Raw genomic sequence first — 23552 nt, 5'->3', positions numbered from 1 at the left:
CGACTCGTCCTCGCCTCAGCGCCAAGCAGCCATCCCCTCCGCCCAGCCACGCCACTGCCCACCCATAACCGACCACCACGGCAACACCGGGCCGCCCGACCACCCGGCGACGAACACCCGTGGGCGCTGCCTCCAAGCAGCGAACCCAGGCACCCGCCGTCGATCCACCAGCCCGGCACCCGTCCCCTCACCATCCGCCAGCCGACCCGACGGCACTGTCCCGCGCACAGCGAGCCCCAGCACCCGCCGTCGATCCACTCATTCCGCGCCCACCCAGCGCCGCCCCCGGCTAACCCCGTGGGAACTGTCCCCAAGGCAACGAATCCCGGCACCAGCGCGGATCCACCCGCCACACCCGACACCTCAGCCCCGGAAAGGCCCATGCCCGCCCCGCTCACCAGCGCCCCACGCGGCCCGCCAGCAAACCGGCCGCGGCCAACCCGTCCGCCTCACGTCGAAGGGAGTCCCGACACGAACCCACGCCATCCGCGTCCCGCCGGATCGATGAGTCAAGATGCCAAGCATGGAGACCTTGACGCTGGTCGGCGTGCTCGCCGGGTCGCTGGGGCTGACCGCGGTCGCCCGGCGGTTCAACCTGTCCGCGCCGCTGCTCATCGTGGTGGTCGCGCTGGGGATCGCGTTGATTCCCGGTGTTCCGCGGGTCGAGTTGGAGCCCGAGCTGATCCTGACCGTCGTGCTGCCGCCGCTGCTGTACTCGACGTCGCTGGAGAGTTCGATCTCCCACTTTCGTGCGAACTTGCGGCCGATCATCACGCTTGGCGTGCTGCTCGTGGTGGCGACCGCGTTCGTGATCGCGTTCGTCGTGCATCTGCTGCTGCCCGATTTGCCGTGGGCGTCGGCGCTGGTGCTCGGGGCGGTCGTGTCTCCGCCGGACGCGGTCACGGCTGTCGCGATCGGACGGCGGCTCGGGCTGCCGCGCGGCGTGATGACGGTGCTCACCGGCGAAAGCCTGGTGAACGACGCGGCCGCGCTCACGCTGTACAAGGTCGCGCTCGCGGCGGTGGTCGGGACTGCGGGATCGCTCGGGCACGGGTTCGCGGTCTTCGCTGTCGCGACGGTGCTCGGCATTCTCGTCGGGCTGGTCGCGGGCGGGGTCGTCGAGCTGATCCGCACGAGGCTGGACGACCCGCTGCTCGAATCGGCATTCGGGATCGTGGTGCCGTTCGCGGCATACGTCACCGCTGAACACCTGCATCCGTTCGGGGCGGAGTTCAGCGGGTCCGGCGTGCTGGCGGTCGTCACGGCGGGGCTGTTCCTCGGGCACCGGTCGTTGCGAGCCTCGCCTGCGACGCGGGTGCAGGACCGGTCTGTCTGGGCGTCGATCGACGTCATGCTTGAGGCGCTGGTGTTCGCGTTGATGGCGCTGCAGCTGCCGTTCGTGCTCGACGGGGCGCAGCATGCCGCACGAGACAACGGGACGCTCGCGTTGTCGGCGATCGTCGTGTTGCTCGCCACGATGTTCGTGCGGATTCCCGCGGTCTTCCTGTCCAGCTACCTGCCCCGGTCGCTGCAACTTCTCAGACGCACGAAGCACGATCCGCCTGCCTGGCGTTCGCTGGCGGTGATCTCCTGGACCGGGATGCGTGGCGTCGTCACCATCGCCGCCGCGTCCGGCGTGCCTGCGGATACGCCTGGTCGCGCGGAGATCCAGCTGTTCGCGTTCTCCGTCGCGGTCGGGACCGTGCTCATCCAAGGGCTCACGCTGCCACCACTGATCCGGCTGCTCAAAGTCCAAGACCCGGACGAGGACGCGCGCGACCAGGCCGAGGAACTGGCCGCGCGCAAGATCGCGCAGAAAGCCGCGCACGAACGGCTGCGTGAACTCGCCCGGGACCAACTGTCCACTTTAGACATAGAGCCGGAGAAGATGAAACGGCTCGAAGAACGACTGGAACGCGTGGTGGACACCCGTTACCGGTTCGCGCAGGCCGCGATCACCCTGTCCGGCGAGGAGCGCCGCGACAGTCCGCAAGCGCAGTTCGCCAAGGCGCGGCGGGAACTTCTCATCACTCAGCGAGCAGCGATGATCGAGGAGAACCGCGCCGGCCGCCTTGACGACGACGTCCTGCAGAAGGTCCTGCGCGAACTCGACCTGGAAGAGATGTCCGTAACGACAACGCTTACGAACCGGATGAGTTGAGCTCGCCCGTCAATCGCCAGGTACGCCGCCGGTCCTCGTCGGTGTGCAGGGCGGTCTGGGTGAGCAGCACGTCGGTCGCGCCGGCGTCGAAGTAACGCCGCACGCCGGCGGCGACCGTCTCCTCGTCGCCGATCAACACCAGCTCCGCCGCGCTTTCGACGCCGCCCTCCTTCAGGATGCGCTGATACGACGGGATCGAACCGTAGAAGCCGAGTTGCTGCACCGCGAGTTCGCGCACCGCGTCGACGTCGCTGGTCACCACTGCCGGGACAGCCGCGATCACGCGCTTGCCAGGACCGATCCCGGGCACGATCAGGTTCGAGATAGCCCGCGGGCTGGCCAGGTACGGCAGCGTGCCGTCAGCCAGCTCCCCAGTCGCCCGCAATGCTTGCGGCCCCATCGCGGCGACGAGCACCGGCACCGGCGCGGCCGGTGCCGGTTCCGACAGGTGCACCTCGACCGTCGAGCCGGTGAAGTCGACTTGCTCGCCAGCGAACAACGCCCGCAGAACAGTCAGGTATTCGCGCAGGTGCCGCACCGGCGGCGGATACGGCGTGCCGTAGACGGGTTCGAGGAAGTTCTTCGCGCCAAGACCGATGCCGAGCGTGAACCGCCCGGCGGACGCCTCGCTCGCCGTGCGCGCCGCGGCGGCCAGCGTCAGCGGATGCCGCGGATAGATCGGCACGACGGACGTGCCGATCTCGACTCGCGACGTCACCTGGCCGGCCAGCGCGGCCAGCGCCAGCGCGTCGTGACCGGAGGGCAGCTGGGAGAACCAGATCGACGCCGCGCCCGCCTCCTCGGCCTCGCGCGCCTGGTCCAGCACTTCGGGCACAGTGATGTTCGCCTGCGGACGGGCAGGCACGGTCAGTCCGACGCTCATACCTTCCAATTATCCAGGTACACCGCCGGTTTCCCGCCAATTAGGACAACCCGGTGCCTTTGCGCCAGCCGCGTTCTCAGCCGCCGAGAGCCCCTGCCCCGTGCCCCAGCAGACCCGCACCCTGGACGTCCGACGAATCCAGGAGGACCGATGTCACTGACCGACGTCATCGACGGCACCCGCCAGGCCGTGCGGACGGACCGGCACAACGCGGCGGTGTCGTTCAGCGTCGAGCACGCGCTGGCCGAGAACACCGCGACCGTGGTGGACGTCCGGGTGCGCGACCACGCGTTCACTGTGGACGAGCCGCCCGAACTCGGCGGCACCGACCAGGCGGCGAACCCGGTCGAGTACGCGCTGGCCGCGCTCGGGTCCTGCCAGGTGATCACGTACCAGTTCTGGGCCGCCCGCCTCGGCATCCCGCTGGACGCAGTGCGCGTGCAGGTGGACGGCGACCTGGACCTCCACGGCTTCTTCGGCTTCGACGAATCGACCCGGCCCGGCTTCAGCGACGTGCGGGTGTCCGTGGAACTCGACGGCCCGGCCGCGCCCGAGGTCTACGAACAACTCCGCCGCGCGGCGGACGAGCATTGCCCGGTGCTCGACCTGTTCCGCAACCAAACCCCGGTCACCACAACGGTTCGCTAGGCACAACGGCCAGGCCAGCGGGAAACCAGCCGGGCCGCTCAACCGGAAAGATCAGGCGAACTCGTGCCGCACGATCGTCTGCTCCCGCCCGGGACCGACGCCGATCGCCGAAACCCGCGCGCCCGACAGTTCCTCGATCCGCTCGACGTAGGCCCGCGCGTTGGCGGGCAGCTCGTCGTACGTGCGGCAGTTCGAGATGTCCTCGAACCAGCCCGGCAGCTCTTCGTAGATCGGGACCGCGTGGTGCACGTCGGTCTGGGTCATCGGCATGTCCGAGGTGCGGAAGCCGTCCACCTCGTAGCCGACGCACACCGGGACCTTTTCCAGGCCGGACAGCACGTCCAGCTTGGTCAGGAAGTAGTCGGTGATGCCGTTGACCCGCACCGCGTAGCGGGCGATCACCGCGTCGAACCAGCCGGTGCGCCGGGAGCGGCCGGTGGTGACGCCGAATTCGCCGCCCTGCTTGCGCAGGTACTCGCCGGACTCGTCGTCCAGTTCGGTCGGGAACGGGCCGGAGCCCACGCGGGTCGTGTACGCCTTCAGGATGCCCAGCACGGTCGTGATGCGGCCCGGGCCGATGCCCGAACCCGAACCCGCTCCGCCGGACGTCGGGTTCGACGACGTGACGAACGGGTACGTGCCGTGGTCCACGTCGAGCAGCGTGCCCTGCGAACCCTCCAGCAGCACTGTCTCGCCGCGCTCCAGCGCCTGGTTCAGCTGCAGCCGGGTGTCGGCGATGCGGTGCGCGAACTTCTCGCCCGCCGCGAGCACCTCGTCGGCGACCTGGTCCGCGTCGAGTGCCTTGCGGTTGTAGACCTTGACCAGCACCTGGTTCTTGAACTCCAGCGCCGCCTCGACCTTCTGGCGGAAGATCTTCTCGTCGAGCAGGTCCTGCACGCGGACGCCGACGCGGGCGATCTTGTCCTGGTAGCACGGGCCGATACCGCGGCCGGTGGTGCCGATCTTGCGGCTGCCGAGGTAGCGCTCGGTGACTTTGTCGATCGCCACGTGGTAAGGCATGATCAAGTGCGCGTCGGCCGAGATCAGCAGCTTGCTGGTGTCGACGTCGCGCTCCTCGAGACCGGCCAGCTCGTCCAGCAGCACACCGGGGTCGATGACCACGCCGTTGCCGATGACGTTCGTCACGCCCGGCGTCAGGATCCCCGACGGGATGAGGTGCAGCGCGAAGTTCTCGCCGTTCGGCAGCACGACCGTGTGGCCCGCGTTGTTGCCGCCCTGGTAGCGGACGACCCACTGGACGCGGTCGCCGAGCAGGTCGGTGGCCTTGCCCTTGCCCTCGTCCCCCCACTGGGCACCGATCAGCACGATGGCCGGCATGTGACACTCCAGGTGTTCGGCAATAGGAATAGTGGCCCCGGACGGGGACACGGGTGGCGCTGGTAAATGCCGGTGCATGACTTTAACGGAGGACGCCGGAGTGCGCGGAATCGTGGTGGCCTGCGGTGCCGCGGCGGATCTCCCCGCGCGGCTCGGCGACGTCCCGCTGGTGCACGCCGGGCCCCGTCCCGGCAAGGCGGAAATCGACTCCTTGCTGGGGGAACACGACCGGTTGGTCGTGCTGGGCTCCGACGCCGACCTCGCCGCCGTGGTGGTGCGTCTCATGCGCCGCGAACTCCTCCCGGGCGTGTCAGTGGGTTTCGTGGCCACTGAGCCCGCCTCTCGCGTCGCCGCGCACTGGCGGCTGCCTTCGGACCCGGACGAGGCGTTCGCGCTCGCCTGGAAGGGCACGGACGCGGAAATCTCCCTCGTGCGCGACGACACCGGCGGCGTGCTCCTCGGGCACGCGACCTTGCGCGATGTCAAGGGCCAGGCGTATTGCGACGAACAGGTGGCTTTCGACGGCTCGGTTTCCGGCATCGAGGTCGCGCCGGACGACTCCGGGGTGACCGCTCGAATCACCCGCGGCAAGCTCCTCAAACGGTCCTCGACCTTCCGCGGCCGCGCCTTCCAGCTCGGCTGCGTGCCGACGTCTTCGCTGGTCATCGACGGTGTCCCGCAGGTTCGCGCGATCACCCGGCGGACCTGGTACCGGCATACCGCCGACCTTCGCGCGGTCCGCGGCTGACCCTCCCGCCCCGGGCGAGGTTCAGGCCAGCTGGGACTCTCGGTGACTTTCTGTTCACAGAAGGTCGGCTTCCTGTCACCTGACGGTGTTGCGCACGCCACTTTCGTGGTCAAAAGTGAATCAGTCCCGCATCTGACCAGGAAGGCAGCAATATGCCGACCACACGTACAGTTCGCAACTCCTTGACCGTCCTGGCCGGCGTCGCGCTGCTCGGCTCGGTCACGGTCGGCGTCGCCGACGCCACCCCGCCGGGCATCCCGTCGGCCGCCACCGCGAAGAGCCAGCTCTCCGGTCTCACGGTGAAACCGGACGGCTCGCAGGACGGCTACAGCCGCGACAAGTTCCCGCACTGGATCGACCAGGGCAACAACTGCAACACGCGCGAGGCGGTCCTCAAGCGCGACGGCACGAACGTCAAAGTCGGCTCCGACTGCTACCCGACGTCGGGCACCTGGACCTCGCCCTACGACGACGCGACGTGGAGCTCTCCCTCCGATGTGGACATCGACCACGTGGTGCCGCTCGCCGACGCCTGGCGCACCGGCGCGTCGTCCTGGACCACCGCGCAGCGGCAGGCCTACGCCAACGACCTGTCCGACCCGCAACTGATCGCGGTGACCGACAACGTGAACCAGCAAAAGGGCGACAAGTCGCCGGACCAGTGGAAGCCGCCGTCCACCGGTTACTGGTGCACTTACGCCAAGATGTGGGTGACGGTCAAGTACAAGTTCAAGCTCACCGTGAATTCGGCGGAGAAGTCTGCGCTGACGGACATGCTGGGCCGCTGCTGACGCTTTCGGCCCTACCGCGGGCACCGCCGCCGTCCTATCGTCCGAACCATGCGGAAGATCACGGCGGCGGTGCTGGCGGTGTTCCTGGTGCTCTGCGGAGCAGCCCCGGCGACGGCGGCGAACGGACGCAGAGTCGTTGTCTACTACCAAACGACGCACCAGAACGGGTCGTACATCTCCCCGTTGGGGCTCACCGACCACGACACCGGCGTCACTGACGTGATCGTCGGAGCCGTGCACCTCAACGACGGCGGAACCATGACGCTCAACGACGATCCGCCGTCGGACGCCAAGTTCACGCAGATGTGGGCCGACCTCGCCACAATGCAGAGCAAAGGCGTGCACGCACTCGCTTTCGTCGGCGGCGCGGCGAAGGGCAGCTTCCAGCGCCTGGAGCAGGACTTCGACACCTACTATCCGTTGCTGCGCAACCTGATCCGCGACCATTCGCTGTCCGGCATCGACCTCGACGTCGAGGAGCAGATGTCGAACGACGCGCTGAACCGGGTGATCGACGCGCTGCGGGGCGACTTCGGCCCGGACTTCCTGATCACCCTCGCGCCGGTCGCGACCGAACTCAGCGGCGGGGGCGGTCTTTCCGGCCTCGACTACGACCGGCTCTACCGCGAACGCGGCGACCAGATCTCCTGGTTCAACGCCCAGTTCTACTGCGGCTGGGGCTCGCTGGCCGACCCGTCGGGCTACGACCAGATCATCGCCCACGGCGTCGTCCCGGCAAGCAAGGTCGTCGCCGGAACGGTCACGAATCCCGCTAACTGCAACGGTTACGTCGACATGCCGACGCTGAAGACCACAGTCGGCAGCCTGGTCCAGAAGTACTCGGATTTCGGCGGCATCGACGGCTGGGAGTACTTCAACTCGCTGCCCGGCGACACCGCCGCACCGTGGGAATGGGCGCAGCAGATCGCACCGGCGGTCAAGGGTTAGCCAGCCGCAGGATTTCCCTTGCCAGCGCGTCGTTCTGCCGGAACGAGATCGCGTTCGTACGCGGCCGGGTGAAGGCTCCCGCCGAGCGGACGCTCGTGTGCGGGCCCACCGCGAACCGCCGCGGATGCGCCACTCCGTCCACAGTGACCAGCCGGAAGTCGTTGAGGGTCGTGGCGATCCGTCCGGACGGCAACGTCGCACCGTCGACATCCGGCACGGTTTCCTCGGCCAGCGCACCGGTGTCCCGCAGATTGCGCAACAGCGGGTCGGACACTCGCGGAACGCTCGCGTCCGGCAGTCGCGCCTCGATCAACGTACGCGCGGTGACGGTGTCCGGATGGCTGGCGCTTGCCGCGACGAACGTCCCGGCCGTCTCGTCGGCGGCGATCGAGATCTCCGCCCCGAGGAACGACACGACGCCAGCGTCCTCAAGAGCGAGCAGCTCGTCGAGCCGACGTGGCGGCGGACCACTTGCGTAGTAAGAGAAGAAGCCATGGAACCAGCCGTCCATATCGGACACTTGAGACGCGGCGGTCAGCCGTCCGGTCGCGAGCAGCGCGGGCAATTGACCGATCACTGACAGCAGGGCCAGGAACGCGCCGAGGTCCGCGCTGTGGTGCACATCCGCCCGGCGCGCGAGGTCGGACTCGATGTATTTCCGCACCGCTTTCCCGAATTCCTCGCCGGAATCAAACCGGCGGCCCGCGAACGGGCGGTCCAGCCGCTCCAGGTCGAGCCGGTCTTCCAGCGCGGGCACCGCGGCTGTGATCAGAGCGTCCATTTCTGGCGACAACCACGGCAGGTCGGCGAATTTGTCCGCGAAGACCGCGAAATCCGTGCGCACACGATCCGGATGTCCGGTGAACAGCTCGGTGTAATACGCCCAGGCGAGTTCTTTCGCGATGAGCGGCCACACGTCCGCACGGAAGTCGAGCGGGCCGGCCAGCCCGTCGATGGCTCGCTTGTCGAAGAACCTGGGCAGCTGCAACGGTTTCCCGCGCAACCGATAGCCGGTCTTCGCGTGATACGGCACCCCGCGCCGGGAGCCGACGTGCAGCACCGGCTCGGCACCGCTCGGGTGGTAGCGCAGGCCGCCGCACGGCAGTTCCTCGAATCGGCCGCCGCGCCCCTCCGTGAGCAACAGCATCAGGTCCACGAACGCGAGGCCGAAACCGCGCACTAGCACCGGTTCTCCGGCAGGCACCGCGGAGTAGTCGACGTCCGCGGTGTAGCCAGCGGGGTAGTAGGACAGCTCGTGCCGCTCGGCGAACGACTCCAGCTCGCGTTCGCGAGAGTCGGGGACCGCGTCGAGGTGGCCGACAGTCAGCACCACGGCGTCGGCGGGCACGGTCGTGCCGTCGGAAAGCCGCACGGTCTCGTCGTCGTCGATGCTCTCGGCCGTGGCGAGATGCTCGACCACCGTGATGCCAGGCGGCAATTCGGCCACCACCTTGCGGTAGAACCACTCCAGGTACCGGCTTTGCAGCCGCCGGGTCGGGAAATCCGTGGCGGCGAGGGTTTCGAACTCCGCGCGGACGTCTTCCGGCACCGGAAAGGCGAGGGTTCCCGCGCGCACCTGCCGCACCCACTCGATCAGCGACGGGCCGGGCCGCACCGGACCGTCGATCCGGACGGTGTCGTCAGTGAACACGGTGACGTCCTCGGGCATCGAGTTCATCCGCAGCAGCGGCGACTGCTCGTACCGCCACACGCGGCCGGGGCCGGGCGGGAACGGGTCGATGAGATGGACTTCGATCCGCCGGTCGCCGAGCAGGCCGGCGGCGCTCGCGGACAGCCGTTCGAGGACGCCGACCCCGCGAGGTCCGGCGCCCACGATGGCGAGCGTGAACGTCGGGAGAGCGGTCACCTGGGCGAAGCTACGCGGCTAGGCGGCCGGGCGGCGGCCATTCCACACTGCGGACGAGCCACCCGAAAGGATGTGTCACAAACCACAAATATCGAAGCGGCCCCAGCGGGGAGTGCGGAGCGCTATCGTCTGGACACGTGGCGAACTGACCGTGACCTGTCGGATACCGGCGAAAGAACCTAGAGAATCACCAACCGTCACGAGACACTGAGCTTGACAACTCACTTCGTGTGACCGGCCCGTGACCAGGAGGATCTAGGGTCACCCGTTGGTCACCAGTGCGGCACAGTCCGCACACAGCAGCGGGGAGAACACGCATGACGACAGCACCACACCGGGTCACGTTCCGCGAGGTGTTCGGAGTCGCCGAGTTCCGCGCGATGTGGTTCGGCGAACTGCTGTCGATCGCCGGTGACCAGCTCGCCAGGGTCGCGTTGTCCGTCCTGGTCTACGCCAACACCGGTTCGGCGACGCTGACCGGCCTCACCTACGCGCTCACATTCTTCCCGTCGCTGCTGGGCGGCATCTTCCTCACCGGATTCGCCGACCGCTTCCCGCGCCGGGCGGTCATGGTCACCGTCGACCTCACCCGCGCGGCGCTGATTCTGTGCGTTGCCATTCCCGGACTGCCGTTCTGGGCACTATGCGTGCTCGTCGGCTGTGTTTCGCTGCTGAATCCGCCGTTCAAGGCGTCTCAGCTGGCGTTGCTTCCGCAGGTGCTCGAAGGCGACCGATTCGTGGTCGGCATGGGCATCCGGAGCATGACGGTCCAATCCGCGCAGCTGCTCGGTTTCGCCGGCGGCGGCGCGCTGCTGCTCGCGATGGACGCCCGCCTCGCCCTGGTGCTCGACGCGGGCACCTTCGTGCTCTCCGCGCTCTTCCTCCGCTTCGGACTCAAGGCCCGCCCCGCGGCGGCCAGCGGCGAAAAGCGCAAGCCGTTCTTCTCCTCGCTGAGCGCGGGCGGCCGCGTCGCCTTCGCGACCACGGCGTTGCGTTCCTTGATGGTCTTCACCTGGCTCGCCGGGCTGATGCCGGTGTACGAGGGCATTGCCGCGCCCTACGTCGCTTCCTCGGGCGGCGGGTCCGAGATGATCGGCTTTCTGCTTGCCGCCGATCCGGTGGGCAGCGTGATCTTCACGTTCATCTACACGCGCTGGGTGCCCGCCGCGATCCGGCCGAAGCTGATCGGCCCGATGACCGCACTCGCCGCGATCCCGCTGCTGCTCTGCTTCCTGCAGCCGGGCCCGATCGTCTCGGTGATCCTGTTCGTGATCTCCGGCGGCTTCGGCACGATCGCGCTGCTGCAGGCGACGGCGTCGCTGACGGTCGCGGTCCCGGACGAGAGCCGGGCGCAGACGATGGGGCTGTCGAACACCGGATTGACCACGACGATGGGCGTGACGCCGCTGATCGGCGGGGTCATCGCGGACCACGTGAGCGCGCAGACGACGGTCGGGATCTTCGGATTGGCCGGCCTGCTGATCACGATTCCGCTCGCGATCGCGTGGCAGCGGAGCTTTTCCGGACAGGCTGAAGACGGGTCAGCGAAGGAAGCCACACGCGCCGAACATGCCTGAATACCCCGACATGCCCCGCGCGTGAGGCTCTGACCTGCGCGACCTTGCGGTGCTGCTACGCGGTCACTGTTCCTTGCTGCGCATCGCTGGTCACCCTTCATCCGGCGTGTTCGGGAAAAATGTACACACCTAAGGCCCTTGTGGACAGGCGGCAAACGGTCTGAAACTGTGAGTAAGGCGAGCGTCACTGGAGATCCGCGCAAGACTCGGGGGGAAGAATGGTCACATCGGGGGAATTTTCTGCTCTGGGGCTGCGCGATGCGGTTTCTCGGTGGACGCTCTGGTCCCGGCCGCGGCAGTGGGTCGCGGTCACGCTGACGAGCATGGCCGTCACGGTGGTGCTCACCGTGGTCAGCACACTGGTGTTCCCGGTCAGCCTCGGCCAGATCGGCATCCTCGGCATGCTCGCCGGACTGGCGATCGCGCAGACCGAGGTCACGCGGCAGATCGAGCGGCAGCGCCGGATGCTGAGCCAGGGCCCGCACATCACCGTCACCTCGGTGTGGCTGCTTCCGGCGGCGCTGCTGGTGCCGCCGCAGCTGGTGGCCGCGCTGGGCGTGATCATTTACGTCTACCTGGCGTTCCGCAGCTGGAACGGCACGCGCCCCGGTGAGGCGCACCGCGTCGCGGCCAACGCGACCACGATGATCCTGTCCGGTTTCGGCGCCGCGCTGGCCGGACACCTCGCGGACGGCCACAGCGTCACCACCGTGGTGGCGGGCGCGCTCGGATACTTCCTGGTCAACACCGCGCTGACCGGCCTTGGCCTGTACCTGACCGACCCGGCGAAGGCGACGCCCGAATCGTGCCTGGGCACAATGGACGACAACCTGCTGGAACTGGCGACCCTGTGCGTCGGCGGACTGCTCGTGATGGTGCTGAGCCACGAACCGCTGCTGTCGGTGATGGTGATCCTCCCGCTGTACGTGCTGCAGCGGTCGATGCTGATCAAGCGGCTTGAGGAACTCGCGACCACGGACCAGAAGACCCAGCTGCTCAACGCCACCACCTGGCAGGACGGCGCGCAGCGCGAGATTTCCCGCGCCGAGCGCGAGAACGGCAGCTTCGGCGCGCTGATGATCGACCTCGACCACTTCAAGCGGATCAATGACACGTTCGGCCACCTCGCGGGCGATGCCGTGCTCAAGGCCGTTGCCGCCGTGGTGAAACAGGAGACGAGGGCACACGACCTCGTCGGCCGGTTCGGCGGCGAGGAGTTCGTCGCGCTGCTGCCGTCGACGTCGAAGGAAGACGCGATCGTGACAGCGGAACGAATCCGGCAGCGGATCAGCGAACTGGTGATCCCGACCCAGACGAACGAAGGCGAGTCGGTCTCGATCGAGAACCGGACCGCGTCGATCGGGGTAGCCGCGTTCCCGCTGGACGGGACAAGCATCGAAGAAGTCATGGCCGCGGCGGACGCTGCGGTGTATGCGGCGAAGGACAGCGGCCGCAACCGGGTCGTCGGCTCGGTCACGCCGGCCCGGGAACTCGCGGCAGTCGCCTGACGACCTCGGACCCGGCCGGCACCCTCCCCCGGTCGGCCGGGTCCATCCTTCCGCCAGCTTCGGAAATGACACCTGTGTCGCTCACCGAGATCCGCCCAGCCCACGACGAAGAATTCCCCGCCGTCGCCGCGTTGCGCTGGCGATGGGTTGCCGGCCGAGGCGGTCCGCTGCACGGTGATCAGGCCGATTTCGTACGCGAGTTCGCCGCCTGGGCCCGCGCACACGCCGAAACGCATCGCTGTGTGGTCGCGGTGCGGGATGAACACGTGCTCGGCATGGCGTTCCTCGCGCTGACCCCCAGAGTGCCGACACCGCAGGACTTTTCGCGGGTCTGCGGCGACGTGCAATGCGTCTACGTCGTGCCGGAAGCGCGCGACAGCGGCGTCGGCGGGCTCCTGATCGAGGCGACGCTGCGGCTGGCCGCGGAATCCGGACTGGAGCGGGTGACCGTGCATTCCTCGGATCGCGCGATCCCGGCCTATCTGCGGCACGGGTTTTCGGTGTCGAAGAACCTGCTGCAAAGCGACCTGCGGATCGCGGCCGACGTACCGGCTAACCGAGCCTGTCCCTAGGCCCCTCCGGCTTTTTTCCGCTGCGCGATCTCCCTGAACTCCTGCGCGGTGCGCTGCACGAACGCCGCCGACGCGCGGGAATCCAGGGAGACCTCGCGGATCCGGTCCGCGACCTCGCAGTAGGTGTCGTTCCCCTCGTCGAGGAGGAAGGCCCCCGAGTGCTGGTGCTCGAAGTAGACGATCGGGTCGCCGACCTCCACGTGGTACACGCAAAACCGGCCGGCCAGACCCGGATGCCCGCCGTTGCCCGCGGGCACGACGCGGACCGACAGCTTCGCCGACGTCGCCATCAGGTCGGCGAGGAAACGCAGCTGCCGGGCCATCGTCGCGGGTCCGCCGACCGGATTGCGCAATGCTGCCTCGCCCAGCAACACCTCACACGGAATCGCGCCGGGACCGACCACCAGCGGACGGCGCATCATCCGGAGCTCCGCCTGGCGTTCCGCGTTCTCCAGCGACAATCCGTCGGCGAGGAACAGCGCCCGCGCGTAATCCGGGATCTGCAGCAGTCCCGGCACGAGAAGCGGCTGCCATTCGACGACCGACGTCGCGGCGCGTTCGCAGGCGAGCAGCCCGCCGAGGTGGTCAGGGGCGGACTGCTTGCCGCGGGCGACCCAGCCCGGTTCGGCGGTGCCGCGCGCCAGTTGCAGGATCCGTTGTTTCTCCGCACCCACGACGCCGAGCGCGCCGAGGATGCCCGCGACGTCCTCCAGCGCGGGAATCCGTTGTCCCAGCTCCCAGTTCGACACCAGCGCGGGGTTGGTGCCGACTCGCCGGGCGAGTTCGCGCAGTCCGAAACGGGCGTCGATCCGGGCCTCGCGCAGCGCGGTGCCGAGGGTGCGGATCCGGGGGGTGAGCATGGCCGTGCCTCGCATGGCCGTCTTTGTAGGTGTCACCAAATGCGAACACCTCTAGCTGTCACCCGAAGGTGGGCAGACGGCCGGTCGCGCCCTGGTTTTCGCCCGTGCGCGACCGGCGGCCCGCGTCACTTCAGGCCGGTCGCCTCGGCCGCGGCCGGGTCGGAGTCGGCGAGGAACGTCTTGCAGCGCTCGTACTCCTCGGACTCGCCGATCCGGCCCGCCGCGGTGCCGAGCACGGCGAGCGCGCGCAGGAAACCCTGGTTCGGCCGGTGCGCCCACGGCACCGGGCCGAAGCCCTTCCAGCCGGCGCGGCGGAGCTGGTCGAGGCCGCGGTGGTAGCCGGTGCGGGCGTAGGCGTAGGCGGCGACGGTCTCGCCGTCGGCGAGCGCGCGTTCGGCGAGCGTGGCCCAGGCCTCGCTGTAGCCGGGGTGTTCGGCGGCCACGGCGGACGGGTCCGTCCCGGAGTCGAGCGCGGCCTGCGCTTCGGTGTGCTCGGGCAGCAGCGTGGGCTCGGGGCCCAGCAGGTTGTGCGTCATGCCGCCATTGTGCCCACGATGCTCCCAGCTCAGAGGAACAGGCTGGTCAGCACGCCTCCGCCGGCCAGAACGAGTGCTGCGATCAGCACGGCGGCGACAGCTCGTTTCGGCATCATGGGCCGACACCCTGCCGTGCCAGAAGGCGCGAGGGCAAGTCCGCCACCCGTAGGGGTGAACCCCGGTTTTTGCCCCTTCTCCCGCCGCGGTCTCTTGCGGCAGGGAATGATGGTGCCTATGACGAAGGCGGTTGAAGACGTCGCCGGCCCCGCGGTCCCGCGCGGACCCGTGGGCAAGACCAGGCTTTTCTTCGCGACGCACTGGCACCGCGGCGCGCCGGGAGCACCGACGCCGGCATGGGTGCTGCGGTTCTGTTACGGCATGTGGCTGACCGCGTTCGCGTTCAAGCTCGTCGGGTCGTCGTGGGACATGTCGTGGCACTTCAAGTGGCTGCGCGACGACCTCGCCCCGCCGCACCTGATCAACACCGTCGGCACGGTGATCATCGTCGTGCTGGTGACGATCCACAGCTACACCGGCCTCGGCTGCGACCGGCGCTCGCTGCGGCTCATGCAGGCCGGGCTGATCGTGTTCCTGGTCGCCGCGCCGCTCGACGTGATCAACCACCGCGTGAACGGCCTCGACCTGACCGCGTGGAGCCCGTCGCACATGATGCTGTACCTCGGCACCGGCATCATGCAGGCGGGCGTCCTGCTCGGCTGGCTGCGGCTGTCCCCGCCGGGCCGCTTCCGCACCGGGGTGCTGCTCGCGCTGTGGGCGTTCTTCCTGGAGAACACCTTCTTCCCGAACGGCCAGCAGGAGTACGGCATCCTCGGCCTGCGGGCTTGGGAACGCGGCGCGCCCGAGGCGGAGCCGACGCTGCTTTCCTTCGCCGCCAACCAGATCGGCCACCCGGTCGACCGGGCCGCGGTGGTGCACTTCACGATGCCGATCCCGGAGTGGGTGTACCCGCTGTGGGGCATCGGGGTTTCGGCGCTGATCCTGGTGCTCGCTCGCAAGACCGTCGGACGGCGCTGGGCCGGGCTGACCGTGGCCGGTGCGTACGTCGCGTACCGGTGCGTGATGTGGCCGCTGCTGCTGGCGCTGGGCTTCCCGGTGTCGACGGTGCCGTTCTATCTGCTGGCCGTCGGGATCGCGGTGGACCTGGCTTTCCTCCTGCCGCGGCCTGCGGTGGCGGGGGCGGTTCTGGTGACCGCGCTCGGGTATGGCGCGTTCTGGGTGCAGTCGCAGTTGCGGCCTTGGCTGCTCGGGGAGCAGCAGACCGAATCCGCGCCGCCGGTGGCGTATTGGACGGCTTTGGTCGCGCTGGCGGCGGTGTTCGCGCTGTGGGCTGGGGCCGGTCCGGCTAAGGAGTGGTGGGCTTCGCGGCGTGCGGTCGCGGCGTAACGCGGGGGTGCCGTGCGACTCAGCGCACACGCCCGCAAGCAGGTCCAATGGCAAGCCACGCCACTGATCGCGGAGCGGTTCCGGGATCCCTTCCGGCGCAACGCGTTGGCCGGGTTGCCGGAGCGGACCGCCGAAGGCTGGCAGCTGGCGGTGCGCACTGCTCCGCCTGCTCGCCGAAGTCGTCAGCAAGAACGGAAACCTGCTGCTCAACATCGGCCCACGAGAGGACGGCACGATCGCGGACTGGTTGAGTTCGCGCCTGCTGGACCTGGGCCGTTGGCTGCGTATCACCAGCCGCGCGTGCGGTGGACCCGAGCCATGGACGGGGATCTTTGTTACACCCGAACGCGCGGCGCGTTCAACCTGAGCCCGCTCCATTGGCCGGGTGATTGGTCGCTTGCCGACCCAGACGCCTTGGAGTCGGCCGAAGGAGGATGCCCATGACGATCCACTGCCAGCAGGTTAATCGTGGAAAAGTACAGATTCTTGCCGCATATCAGGGTTGGCTGGCGTCGTGTCGTCCACCGTCACCGGCGTTCTGACCTCACAGAAGGCCTGGGTTAGCCTGACCTTGAGCAAGCCGTTGCGAACCCGGGGCTTTTGCTCGAATCCTACTTTCAATATGCCAACAGTGAACCTCGATTGTTCATCGAGGGCTGTGAAATATTCGATGACCTGTTCGAAGAAGACGAGATCTCGTACCTTATCAATGACCACTGTGCGCTGCCCGGGCTCCGCTCCAGCTGCGAGCTCCGACGGCCGTGGGTCATCCTGGCGACTCCGGCCTCGGTCGTAGATGGGGCGGGGCGTCCCATTCGGCCATACGCAGGGCGAGGTGCTGGTCAGGAAAAACCGCCCTGCGGGTTCGCTTCAAACGCCATACGAAAACTGTCCGCGTTGTTCTCGACCCAGAGGTACTCGTTCGGCGGAGTGTTGCCGGGCACGCGGAAGTTGTGGATCTGCCACCAGAGGTGAAGAGCGTTGCAGCGCTGGTTAAGCGCGTCAGAACCCCCGCCGACAGCTGCGGCGTTCCAGCGCACAGGGACAACCCGCAGATCATGTGCTTCTGCGCGGTACCGGCGGGCCGCCGCAGTAAGCTGGCCAGCATACTCGTCCATGTTTTTCGTCCAGGCCAGCAGCTCGCGCCCCCACCTGTCGCCGAGCATCCGCGCCGCCTCGATTGCCGTCCCGCCAGGCAATCCCGGTGCGACGCCAGCCAGATCAACCGATTGCGCGCCGGTTGCCGACCTTTTCGCGGCCCCTGAGGACTTCTCGATCGCATCGAGCACCACTTCAGTGGCCGGTTCCGCAATGCGCCAAGCGAGCTGCCTCGCGGGAAAAAACGGGGAGGCCGCCCCGATCAGAAGATCGAGACAGCCTCCCGGGAAAACCCCGTCAGCCCAGCTTCTTGCCAGCCGAGCCGAGCGCCTGCGAAGCCTCGACCACCCGGGTCGCCATGCCCGTTTCGGCGGCCTTCAGGTAGCTGCGCGGGTCGTACACCTTCTTGTTGCCGACCTCGCCGTCGATCTTCAGCACGCCGTCGTAGTTCTTGAAGAAGTGGTCCGCGATCGGGCGGGTGAACGCGTACTGCGTGTCGGTGTCCACGTTCATCTTCACCACGCCGTAGGACACCGCCTCGCGGATTTCCTCCGGGAGCGAGCCGGAGCCGCCGTGGAAGACCAGTTCGAAGGGCTTCGAGCCGGCTGCGAGGCCGAGCTTCTTCGACGCCGCCTCCTGTCCGCCCTTGAGCACGTCCGGGCGCAGCTTCACGTTGCCCGGCTTGTACACGCCGTGCACGTTGCCGAACGTCGCGGCCAGCAGGTAGCGGCCCTTCTCACCGGCGCCCAGCGCGTCGATCGTCTTCAGGAAGTCGCCTTCGGCGGTGTAGAGCTTCTCGTTGATCTCCGCCTCGACGCCGTCTTCCTCGCCGCCGACGACGCCGATCTCGACCTCGAGGATGATCTTCGCCGCCGCGGCCTTGGCGAGCAGTTCCTGCGCGATCTGCAGGTTCTCGTCCAGGTCGATGGCCGAACCGTCCCACATGTGGGACTGGAACAGCGGCAGCCCGCCGGCGCGGACGCGCTCGGCGGAGATCTCGATCAGCGGGCGGACGAAGCCGTCCAGCTTGTCCTTCGGGCAGTGGTCGGTGTGCAGCGCGACGTTGACGTCGTACTTCGCCGCCACCACCTGAGCGAACTCGGCCAGCGCGGTCGCGCCGACAACCATGTCCTTCACCTTCTGCCCGGACGCGAACTCCGCGCCGCCGGTGGAGAACTGGATGATCCCGTCGCTCTCCGCCTCGGCGAACCCGCGGATCGCGGCGTTCACGGTTTCCGACGAGGTCACGTTGATGGCCGGGAAGGCGAATTCGTCCTTCTTCGCCCGGTCGAGCATCTCCGCGTACACCTCGGGGGTGGCGATGGGCATCGGTTCCTCCTCGAGACGACTGGCTTCTACAGCGGCATCGTACGAGGTGGACCGGCCGGGGCGACCGGTCCCACCGCACACGAGACGAAACCGACTGGAGCGATTCAGAGCAGCTCGGCCGCGATTGCCCGGTAGGCAGGGAACGGATCCTCGTCCAGCGGCTGCACGCTGACATGCTCAGCCCCCGCGTCGAGGTGTGCTCGCAGGCCCTTGGCCAGCGCTTTTCCGTCGCCGTGGACCGCGAGTGCGTCGATCAGCCGGTCGCTGCCCTTGCCCGCGACGTCCTCCTCGGAGAAGCCGTGCCTGCGCAGGTTCGCGGTGTAGTTGGACAGGCCGAGATAGACCTGCACCGTCTTGCGGCCGGTCTCGCGCGCCCGCTCCGGGTCGGTGTCGAAGACGACCTTCTGCTCGGGCGCGAGCACCGCCGCGGAGCCGAGGATCTCCCGAGCGGCCCGGGTGTGCTCCGGGGTGGTCAGGTACGGGTGCGCGGCCGCGGTGCGGTCGCGGGCGAGTTCGAGCACCTTCGGGCCGAGCGCGGCCAGCGCGCGTGATTCCGTGGGCACCCCGGCCGCGTCGAGTGCGTCCAGGTACTCGACCAGCGCCGCGTAGGGCTTCTTGTACTCCTGCGTGTGCTCGCGGTGGCCCGCGCCGACGCCGAGCAGGAACCGTCCCGGGTGCTTGCCCTCGATGCGGTGGAAGGCCCGCGCGATGTCCTCGGGCGCGTCGGCCCAGATGTTGACGATCCCGGTGGCGATCTTGATCCCCTCGGTCGCGGCCAGCAGTTCGTCGACGATCGCCAGGTCGCCGCCGGGAGAACCGCCGAGCCAGATCGTGCCGTAGCCCAGTTTCTCCACCTCGGCGGCGAACGCGCCGTCGACCGCGGTCGAGTTCCGCCAAACGCCTAGCTTGCCCAGTTCGATAGCCATGTCCCGCCCAACGCGCGAGAACCCGGTTTTCCTCCCGTCCCGGCCGGATTAGGTTCGAAAGCATGACGAAGCTCGGCACCACGGAATTGGATATCCACGGCCTCAACCTCGGCTGCAACGTCTTCGGCCACACCGCGGACGAACCCACGTCATTCGCTGTTCTCGACGCGTACACCGCGGCCGGGGGAAACTTCCTCGACACCGCCAACACCTACGGCGGCGGAGGCGGTTCCGAAACGATCATCGGCGACTGGCTCGCCAAGCGCGGCCGCCGCGACGACATCGTCATCGCCACCAAGGTCGGCGCGGGAGACGAGCGACCCGGCCTCGCCGCGAAGAACATCGCCGAGGCGGTCGAGGAATCGCTGCGCCGCCTGCGAACCGACCACATCGACCTGTACTACGCGCACAAGGACGATCCGGACACCCCGCAGGAAGAAACCCTCGCTGCGTTCGACCAGCTCGTCCGCGACGGCAAGGTCCGCTACCTCGCGGCGTCCAACTACGAGCCGGACCGGCTCGCCTCCGCACTGTCCATTTCGGACCAGAATGGCCTCGCCCGATACGTTGCCCTGCAACCGCACTACAACCTGGTCGAGCGCGATTACGAGCGGGAGCTGGCCCCGCTCGTCGCCAGGGAGAGCCTGGTGACACTGCCGTATTTCGGACTGGCCAAGGGATTCCTCACCGGCAAGTACCGTTCGAAGGACGAGCCGGGGGACTCGCCGCGCGCTCCGCGGGCACTGGAGTACCTCGACGCCCGCGGCGAACGAGTGCTCGCCGCGCTGGACGAGGTGGCTGCCGCGCACCAGGCTTCGGTCGCCAGTGTCGCGCTCGCGTGGCTCCGTCAGCAGCCGACCGTCGCCGCGCCGATCGCCAGCGCGCGGACCCCGGAGCAGCTCGTTGACCTGCTCGCTTCGGTCGAGCTGACCCTGACCGACGCCGAACTCACCGCTTTGGGCGAAGCGTCGAACTGATACTTACCGAAGAGTAGCTTACTGCGGGTAGGTTGTTGTACGGTGCCCTCCGGACAGGCAAAACCGGCTCAGGAGGGCACCGTGGCTCAGAAGCAGGTCGACGGCAAGGTCGTGCTCATCACCGGAGCCGCTCGCGGGATCGGAGCCGGCCTGGCCGAGCGGCTCGCCGCGCGCGGAGCCAAGGTCGCGCTCGTCGGGCTTGAGGCAGCCGAACAGGAAGCGGTCGCCAAGCGGATCGGCCCGAGCGCGAAATCCTGGGAAGCCGACGTGACCAGCTGGGACGACCTGGAGCGCGTCACCGAGGGCGTGGTCGAGCACTTCGGCGGCATCGACATCGTCATCGCCAACGCGGGCATCGCGACCGCCGGGTTCGTGCGTTCGGTGGACCGCGCCGCGTTCGAGCGGGTGATCGAGGTCGACCTGCTCGGCGTGTGGCGCACGTTCCGCGTCACGATGCCGCACGTGATCGAACGCCGCGGCTACCTGCTCGGCATCTCCTCGCTCGCCGCGATCACGCACGCGCCGGGCATGGCGAACTACGCCGCCGCGAAGGCGGGCGTCGAAGCGTTCTGCAACAGCCTGCGCGCGGAGGTAGCGCACCTCGGCGTGAAGGTCGGCGTCGCGCACCCCACCTGGATCCGCACCGACCTGGTCGAAAGCGCCGACGCGCACCCGGTGTTCGGCAAACTGCGTTCCGGGATGCCGGGCCTGCTCGGCAAGACCTACCCGCTGGACGTCGCGCTCGACGACCTGGAGGCCGGGATTCTGCGCCGCGCCCGGACGATCCACGTGCCACGCTGGGTCGGCGGGCTCAAGCTGCTGCGCTCGTTCCTGCCGCCGATCGTCGAACTCGGCGCGCGGACGCGGGTGCCGGCGGCGGACCGGGCCGCGCTGAAGGACGTCGAGGAGCGCGGCGCGTTCGAGTCGTCGGTCAACGGCCACGGCGGGCGCGCGGCCACCAAGCGCAACTGAGCAACGCCATGTCCCGTCGCGACCAGATCCGGATGACACCGGACGAGGTGCAGGCCTACCTGGCCGAGCAGAAGGTCATCACCGTGGCCTCGATCGGCCCGAACGGCAGGCCGCACCTCACCGCCCTCTGGTACTACCCGCACGAGGGCGGGGTCGCGACGTGGACCTATGGCACCTCGCAGAAAGCGAAGAACCTGCGCCGGCTGCCCGAGGCGACCGTGCTGATCGAAAGCGGCGATTCGTATGACCAGCTGCGCGGGCTTTCGTTCGAGGCAGACGTCGAGTTCGTCGAGGACACTGAGCAGGTCACGGCGATGGGGATCGCGCTGATGATGCGCTACTCCGGGGCCGAACCGGGCGCGCTGGCGCCTGCCGAGCTGCGGACCTTCATCGAAGGGCAGGCTCCGAAGCGGATCGGGCTGATCCTGCGTCCGACGAAGATCGCGAGCTGGGACCACTCGAAACTCGGCGGCGGCTACTAGGGCACGAGGGCGACAAGACTCAGCCCGGCAGTACGTTCCGCCAGGTCGAGAGCGGATTCCGGATCGTCGAGACCCACCTTCAGCAGCTCGACGGCGGAGAGGTCCAGCGCACCCGAGCGGACGAGGTTCCACACCGTCCGCACCGTCTCGTCGTCGCTCATCCAGGAGCCGCGCAGGGTGAGCCTGCGGTGCGTGAATTCTCCGTACGGAATGGTCAGGTCCTGGCGCACACCGCCGATGAGCACCAGGGTGCCGCGCACCCGCAAGCTGTCGCAGGCCGCCATCGTGGCGTCCGCCGTCGGGGTGGCGCCGAGAGCGTCGAGGGCGACGTCCACCGGGCCGATCGCCGCCGCGTCCGTCGCACGATCGCCGGTCAGCTGGTGGGTACGCACGCGCGGACCGAGTTCGGCCAGCCGGTCGAGCGCCACCTTGTTGCGGCCCGCCGCCGTCACCGTCGCCGCACCCTCCGCCAGCGCCAGCAGCACGGCAGCGCCACCCAGTTGACCGGTCGCACCGATCACCGCGACGTCGCGTCCGGCCAGCGGACCCGCGGTGTGCAAGCCCGCGGCGGCCACGCAGAGCCACGGCAGAAACGCCAGCCGCGCGGGGTCCGGGTAATTCTCGGCACCGGGCAGCTTGACCATTGTTTCCTTGGCGCACAACGCTTTCTCCGCGAAGGTGCCGTCCCGCCACATCTCGCGCATGCGGTCCGTGCGCTCGTTGCCGCCGGAAGCGCCGAGGCCGGCCCAGCCGACCAGGATCTCGTCGCCGTCGCCCGCGTTGAGCAGCGCTGTGTCCAGCACGAGGTCGCCCGGCGCGACGTGGAAGACGTCCGGCGCGACGTCGGTCACGCGGCCGATGCACGAGGGGCCGAGGATCAGCGGGAGCGGCAGACCGCCGCGACCGCCCGTCACCACCGCCTTCGTGTAGGCCGGGAGATGCGCGGCGAGCACCTCCACGACCACGCCGCCGCCCGGTAGCGCGGGTTCCGGCAGTTCAGAGAGGCGCAGGCCTTGCGCATCAACGTTCCAAGCTCGCATGCGACTTAGCTTCACGCGCCGTTAAGCTGGTATCCAGAATCGCATTATTCTGGTACTGGAGGTGCTAGGGTGAGCGCCGAACTGGGCACTTTCCTGCGCAGCCGCCGCGAGCGGATCGCCCCGGCCGACGCGGGCCTGCCGATCACCGGACGCCGCCGCACGCCCGGGTTGCGCCGCGAGGAACTGGCCCTGCTGGCCGGGATCAGCGCCACCTGGCTCACTTATCTCGAACAGGGCCGCGACGTCCGCCCATCCGACCAAGTGCTCGACGCCCTGGCCCGGGCACTGCGGCTGACCAGCTCCGAGCAGGAACACCTGCGCCGCCTCGCCGGTGGCGGCGGCGCCACCGAAGACGCACCCGAGGAAGCCGCGCCCGAGGTGGCGGGCGTCCCGGCGATGCTGGGCGACAACCCCGCGTACGTCACCGGCATCTGTTACGACCTGCTCGCCTACAACGACGCCGCGGCGGAGCTGTTCCGGAACATCGAGCCGGGCGCGAACGTCGTCCGCTGGATATTCACCGATCCCGCCGCCCGGGAGGTCCTGGTCGACTGGGAGCAGGAAGCGCGCAACATCCTGGCCCGGCTGCGCGCGATCGCCGGACGCCATCCCGGCCACCCGCGGGTGACCCGGCTGGTGGCCGAGCTGACCGAGGCGAGCCCCGAGGTGCGCGAGTGGTGGCCGCACTACGAAATCCAGTTCAGCCACGCGGGTCAGAAGCGCTTTCGGCACCCCAGGCTTGGCGTGGTGACGGCGACGCACGCCGCGTTCCACGTGGCCGAGCGTCCGGAGCAGACGCTGGTGGTCTACCGCCTGCCGAGTGGTACTGACGAGTAGGAAGTACTTTCGAGTAACTGTTACCTGAGGTAACATCAACGCTGCCAGAC

24 protein-coding genes are annotated in these 23552 nt (G+C 68.6%); 14 read left to right on the top strand and 10 right to left on the bottom strand.

The window, feature by feature from the left end; genetic code table 11:
- Window positions 1-523: 523 nt before the first annotated feature.
- On the top strand, window positions 524-2161 hold the full coding sequence (locus tag BM362_RS05980) for a Na+/H+ antiporter (protein WP_067577426.1): 1638 nt from the start codon (window positions 524-526) through the stop codon (window positions 2159-2161).
- On the opposite strand, the gene BM362_RS05975 is transcribed toward BM362_RS05980, so the two are convergent.
- Window positions 2142-3044 carry a TIGR03564 family F420-dependent LLM class oxidoreductase gene (locus BM362_RS05975; protein WP_067577428.1) on the bottom strand — a complete coding sequence of 301 codons (903 nt, stop codon included), beginning with the start codon at window positions 3042-3044 and terminating at the stop codon, window positions 2142-2144. The genes BM362_RS05980 and BM362_RS05975 overlap by 20 nt on opposite strands.
- Window positions 3045-3194: 150 nt before the next feature.
- Here BM362_RS05975 and BM362_RS05970 point away from each other — a divergent pair, with 150 nt between their 5' ends.
- On the top strand, window positions 3195-3692 hold the full coding sequence (locus BM362_RS05970) for an OsmC family protein (RefSeq protein WP_067577430.1): 498 nt from the start codon (window positions 3195-3197) through the stop codon (window positions 3690-3692).
- 51 nt (window positions 3693-3743) lie between these two features.
- Here BM362_RS05970 and BM362_RS05965 read toward each other — a convergent pair whose 3' ends face one another.
- On the bottom strand, window positions 3744-5030 hold the full coding sequence (locus tag BM362_RS05965) for an adenylosuccinate synthase (RefSeq protein ID WP_067577432.1): 1287 nt from the start codon (window positions 5028-5030) through the stop codon (window positions 3744-3746).
- A gap of 76 nt (window positions 5031-5106) precedes the next feature.
- Here BM362_RS05965 and BM362_RS05960 point away from each other — a divergent pair, with 76 nt between their 5' ends.
- The 3 genes from BM362_RS05960 (at window position 5107) to BM362_RS05950 (ending at window position 7517) form a co-directional block, all read left to right on the top strand.
- Entirely contained in the window at window positions 5107-5778 is a 672-nt protein-coding gene (locus BM362_RS05960) for a hypothetical protein (protein ID WP_244287050.1), read from the top strand.
- A 152-nt stretch (window positions 5779-5930) separates the two neighbouring features.
- The gene (locus tag BM362_RS05955; RefSeq protein WP_067577435.1) at window positions 5931-6569 is read left to right on the top strand and encodes an HNH endonuclease family protein; all 639 of its coding nucleotides are present in this window, start codon (window positions 5931-5933) and stop codon (window positions 6567-6569) included.
- A gap of 48 nt (window positions 6570-6617) precedes the next feature.
- The gene (locus BM362_RS05950; RefSeq protein ID WP_093572399.1) at window positions 6618-7517 is read left to right on the top strand and encodes a glycosyl hydrolase family 18 protein; all 900 of its coding nucleotides are present in this window, start codon (window positions 6618-6620) and stop codon (window positions 7515-7517) included.
- On the opposite strand, the gene BM362_RS05945 is transcribed toward BM362_RS05950, so the two are convergent.
- A complete protein-coding gene (locus BM362_RS05945) occupies window positions 7507-9384 on the bottom strand; it encodes an FAD/NAD(P)-binding protein (RefSeq protein WP_093572398.1) in 1878 nt (625 codons plus the stop codon). The genes BM362_RS05950 and BM362_RS05945 overlap by 11 nt on opposite strands.
- Before the next feature lie 317 nt (window positions 9385-9701).
- On the opposite strand from BM362_RS05945, the gene BM362_RS05940 reads away from it, so the two are divergent.
- The 3 genes from BM362_RS05940 (at window position 9702) to BM362_RS05930 (ending at window position 13041) form a co-directional block, all read left to right on the top strand.
- Window positions 9702-10961 carry an MFS transporter gene (locus BM362_RS05940; protein WP_067577437.1) on the top strand — a complete coding sequence of 420 codons (1260 nt, stop codon included), beginning with the start codon at window positions 9702-9704 and terminating at the stop codon, window positions 10959-10961.
- A gap of 323 nt (window positions 10962-11284) precedes the next feature.
- The gene (locus BM362_RS05935; RefSeq protein WP_425285685.1) at window positions 11285-12469 is read left to right on the top strand and encodes a sensor domain-containing diguanylate cyclase; all 1185 of its coding nucleotides are present in this window, start codon (window positions 11285-11287) and stop codon (window positions 12467-12469) included.
- A gap of 65 nt (window positions 12470-12534) precedes the next feature.
- Window positions 12535-13041, top strand: a complete 507-nt coding sequence (locus tag BM362_RS05930; RefSeq protein ID WP_093572397.1) for a GNAT family N-acetyltransferase — start codon at window positions 12535-12537, stop codon at window positions 13039-13041.
- Here BM362_RS05930 and BM362_RS05925 read toward each other — a convergent pair.
- Both BM362_RS05925 and BM362_RS05920 read right to left on the bottom strand, forming a co-directional pair.
- A complete protein-coding gene (locus BM362_RS05925) occupies window positions 13038-13916 on the bottom strand; it encodes a helix-turn-helix domain-containing protein (RefSeq protein ID WP_093572396.1) in 879 nt (292 codons plus the stop codon). The two genes, BM362_RS05930 and BM362_RS05925, sit on opposite strands and share 4 nt — an antisense overlap.
- 110 nt (window positions 13917-14026) lie before the next feature.
- On the bottom strand, window positions 14027-14437 hold the full coding sequence (locus BM362_RS05920) for a DUF3151 domain-containing protein (RefSeq protein WP_093572395.1): 411 nt from the start codon (window positions 14435-14437) through the stop codon (window positions 14027-14029).
- Between the two features lie 234 nt (window positions 14438-14671).
- Here BM362_RS05920 and BM362_RS05915 point away from each other — a divergent pair, with 234 nt between their 5' ends.
- Both BM362_RS05915 and BM362_RS50450 read left to right on the top strand, forming a co-directional pair.
- A complete protein-coding gene (locus BM362_RS05915) occupies window positions 14672-15841 on the top strand; it encodes a hypothetical protein (RefSeq protein ID WP_208865104.1) in 1170 nt (389 codons plus the stop codon).
- An 85-nt stretch (window positions 15842-15926) separates the two neighbouring features.
- Entirely contained in the window at window positions 15927-16208 is a 282-nt protein-coding gene (locus tag BM362_RS50450) for an alpha-L-fucosidase (RefSeq protein WP_093572394.1), read from the top strand.
- 95 nt (window positions 16209-16303) lie between these two features.
- Here the strand turns inward: BM362_RS50450 and BM362_RS46785 are convergent, their stop codons facing one another.
- The 4 genes from BM362_RS46785 to BM362_RS05895 form a co-directional block, all read right to left on the bottom strand.
- Entirely contained in the window at window positions 16304-16558 is a 255-nt protein-coding gene (locus tag BM362_RS46785; RefSeq protein WP_143132385.1) for a hypothetical protein, read from the bottom strand.
- Between the two features lie 125 nt (window positions 16559-16683).
- The gene (locus tag BM362_RS48110; RefSeq protein ID WP_208865103.1) at window positions 16684-17130 is read right to left on the bottom strand and encodes a hypothetical protein; all 447 of its coding nucleotides are present in this window, start codon (window positions 17128-17130) and stop codon (window positions 16684-16686) included.
- A 106-nt stretch (window positions 17131-17236) separates the two neighbouring features.
- The gene (fbaA, locus tag BM362_RS05900; RefSeq protein ID WP_067577447.1) at window positions 17237-18268 is read right to left on the bottom strand and encodes a class II fructose-bisphosphate aldolase; all 1032 of its coding nucleotides are present in this window, start codon (window positions 18266-18268) and stop codon (window positions 17237-17239) included.
- Between the two features lie 104 nt (window positions 18269-18372).
- Window positions 18373-19194 carry an LLM class F420-dependent oxidoreductase gene (locus tag BM362_RS05895; RefSeq protein ID WP_067577449.1) on the bottom strand — a complete coding sequence of 274 codons (822 nt, stop codon included), beginning with the start codon at window positions 19192-19194 and terminating at the stop codon, window positions 18373-18375.
- Between the two features lie 62 nt (window positions 19195-19256).
- Between BM362_RS05895 and BM362_RS05890 the strand changes: the two genes are divergently transcribed.
- The 3 genes from BM362_RS05890 (at window position 19257) to BM362_RS05880 (ending at window position 21625) form a co-directional block, all read left to right on the top strand.
- On the top strand, window positions 19257-20171 hold the full coding sequence (locus tag BM362_RS05890; RefSeq protein WP_093572393.1) for an aldo/keto reductase: 915 nt from the start codon (window positions 19257-19259) through the stop codon (window positions 20169-20171).
- Window positions 20172-20252: 81 nt separating this feature from the next.
- On the top strand, window positions 20253-21143 hold the full coding sequence (locus BM362_RS05885; RefSeq protein ID WP_067577453.1) for an SDR family oxidoreductase: 891 nt from the start codon (window positions 20253-20255) through the stop codon (window positions 21141-21143).
- An 8-nt stretch (window positions 21144-21151) separates the two neighbouring features.
- Complete coding sequence (locus tag BM362_RS05880) at window positions 21152-21625, top strand: pyridoxamine 5'-phosphate oxidase family protein (RefSeq protein ID WP_093572392.1); 474 nt, start codon at window positions 21152-21154, stop codon at window positions 21623-21625.
- Here the strand turns inward: BM362_RS05880 and BM362_RS05875 are convergent.
- Entirely contained in the window at window positions 21622-22665 is a 1044-nt protein-coding gene (locus tag BM362_RS05875; RefSeq protein WP_067577457.1) for a zinc-binding dehydrogenase, read from the bottom strand. The two genes, BM362_RS05880 and BM362_RS05875, sit on opposite strands and share 4 nt — an antisense overlap.
- Before the next feature lie 69 nt (window positions 22666-22734).
- Between BM362_RS05875 and BM362_RS05870 the strand changes: the two genes are divergently transcribed.
- Window positions 22735-23502, top strand: coding sequence for a helix-turn-helix transcriptional regulator (locus BM362_RS05870; RefSeq protein WP_067577459.1), 768 nt, complete (start codon window positions 22735-22737; stop codon window positions 23500-23502).
- Window positions 23503-23552 lie beyond the last annotated feature (50 nt).

This window comes from Amycolatopsis rubida, from assembly GCF_900115345.1.
GTDB classification, from domain to species: Bacteria; Actinomycetota; Actinomycetes; order Mycobacteriales; family Pseudonocardiaceae; genus Amycolatopsis; species Amycolatopsis rubida.
Note: the sequence above shows the minus strand (reverse complement) of the source record. Positions and strands in the feature narration are given on the sequence as shown.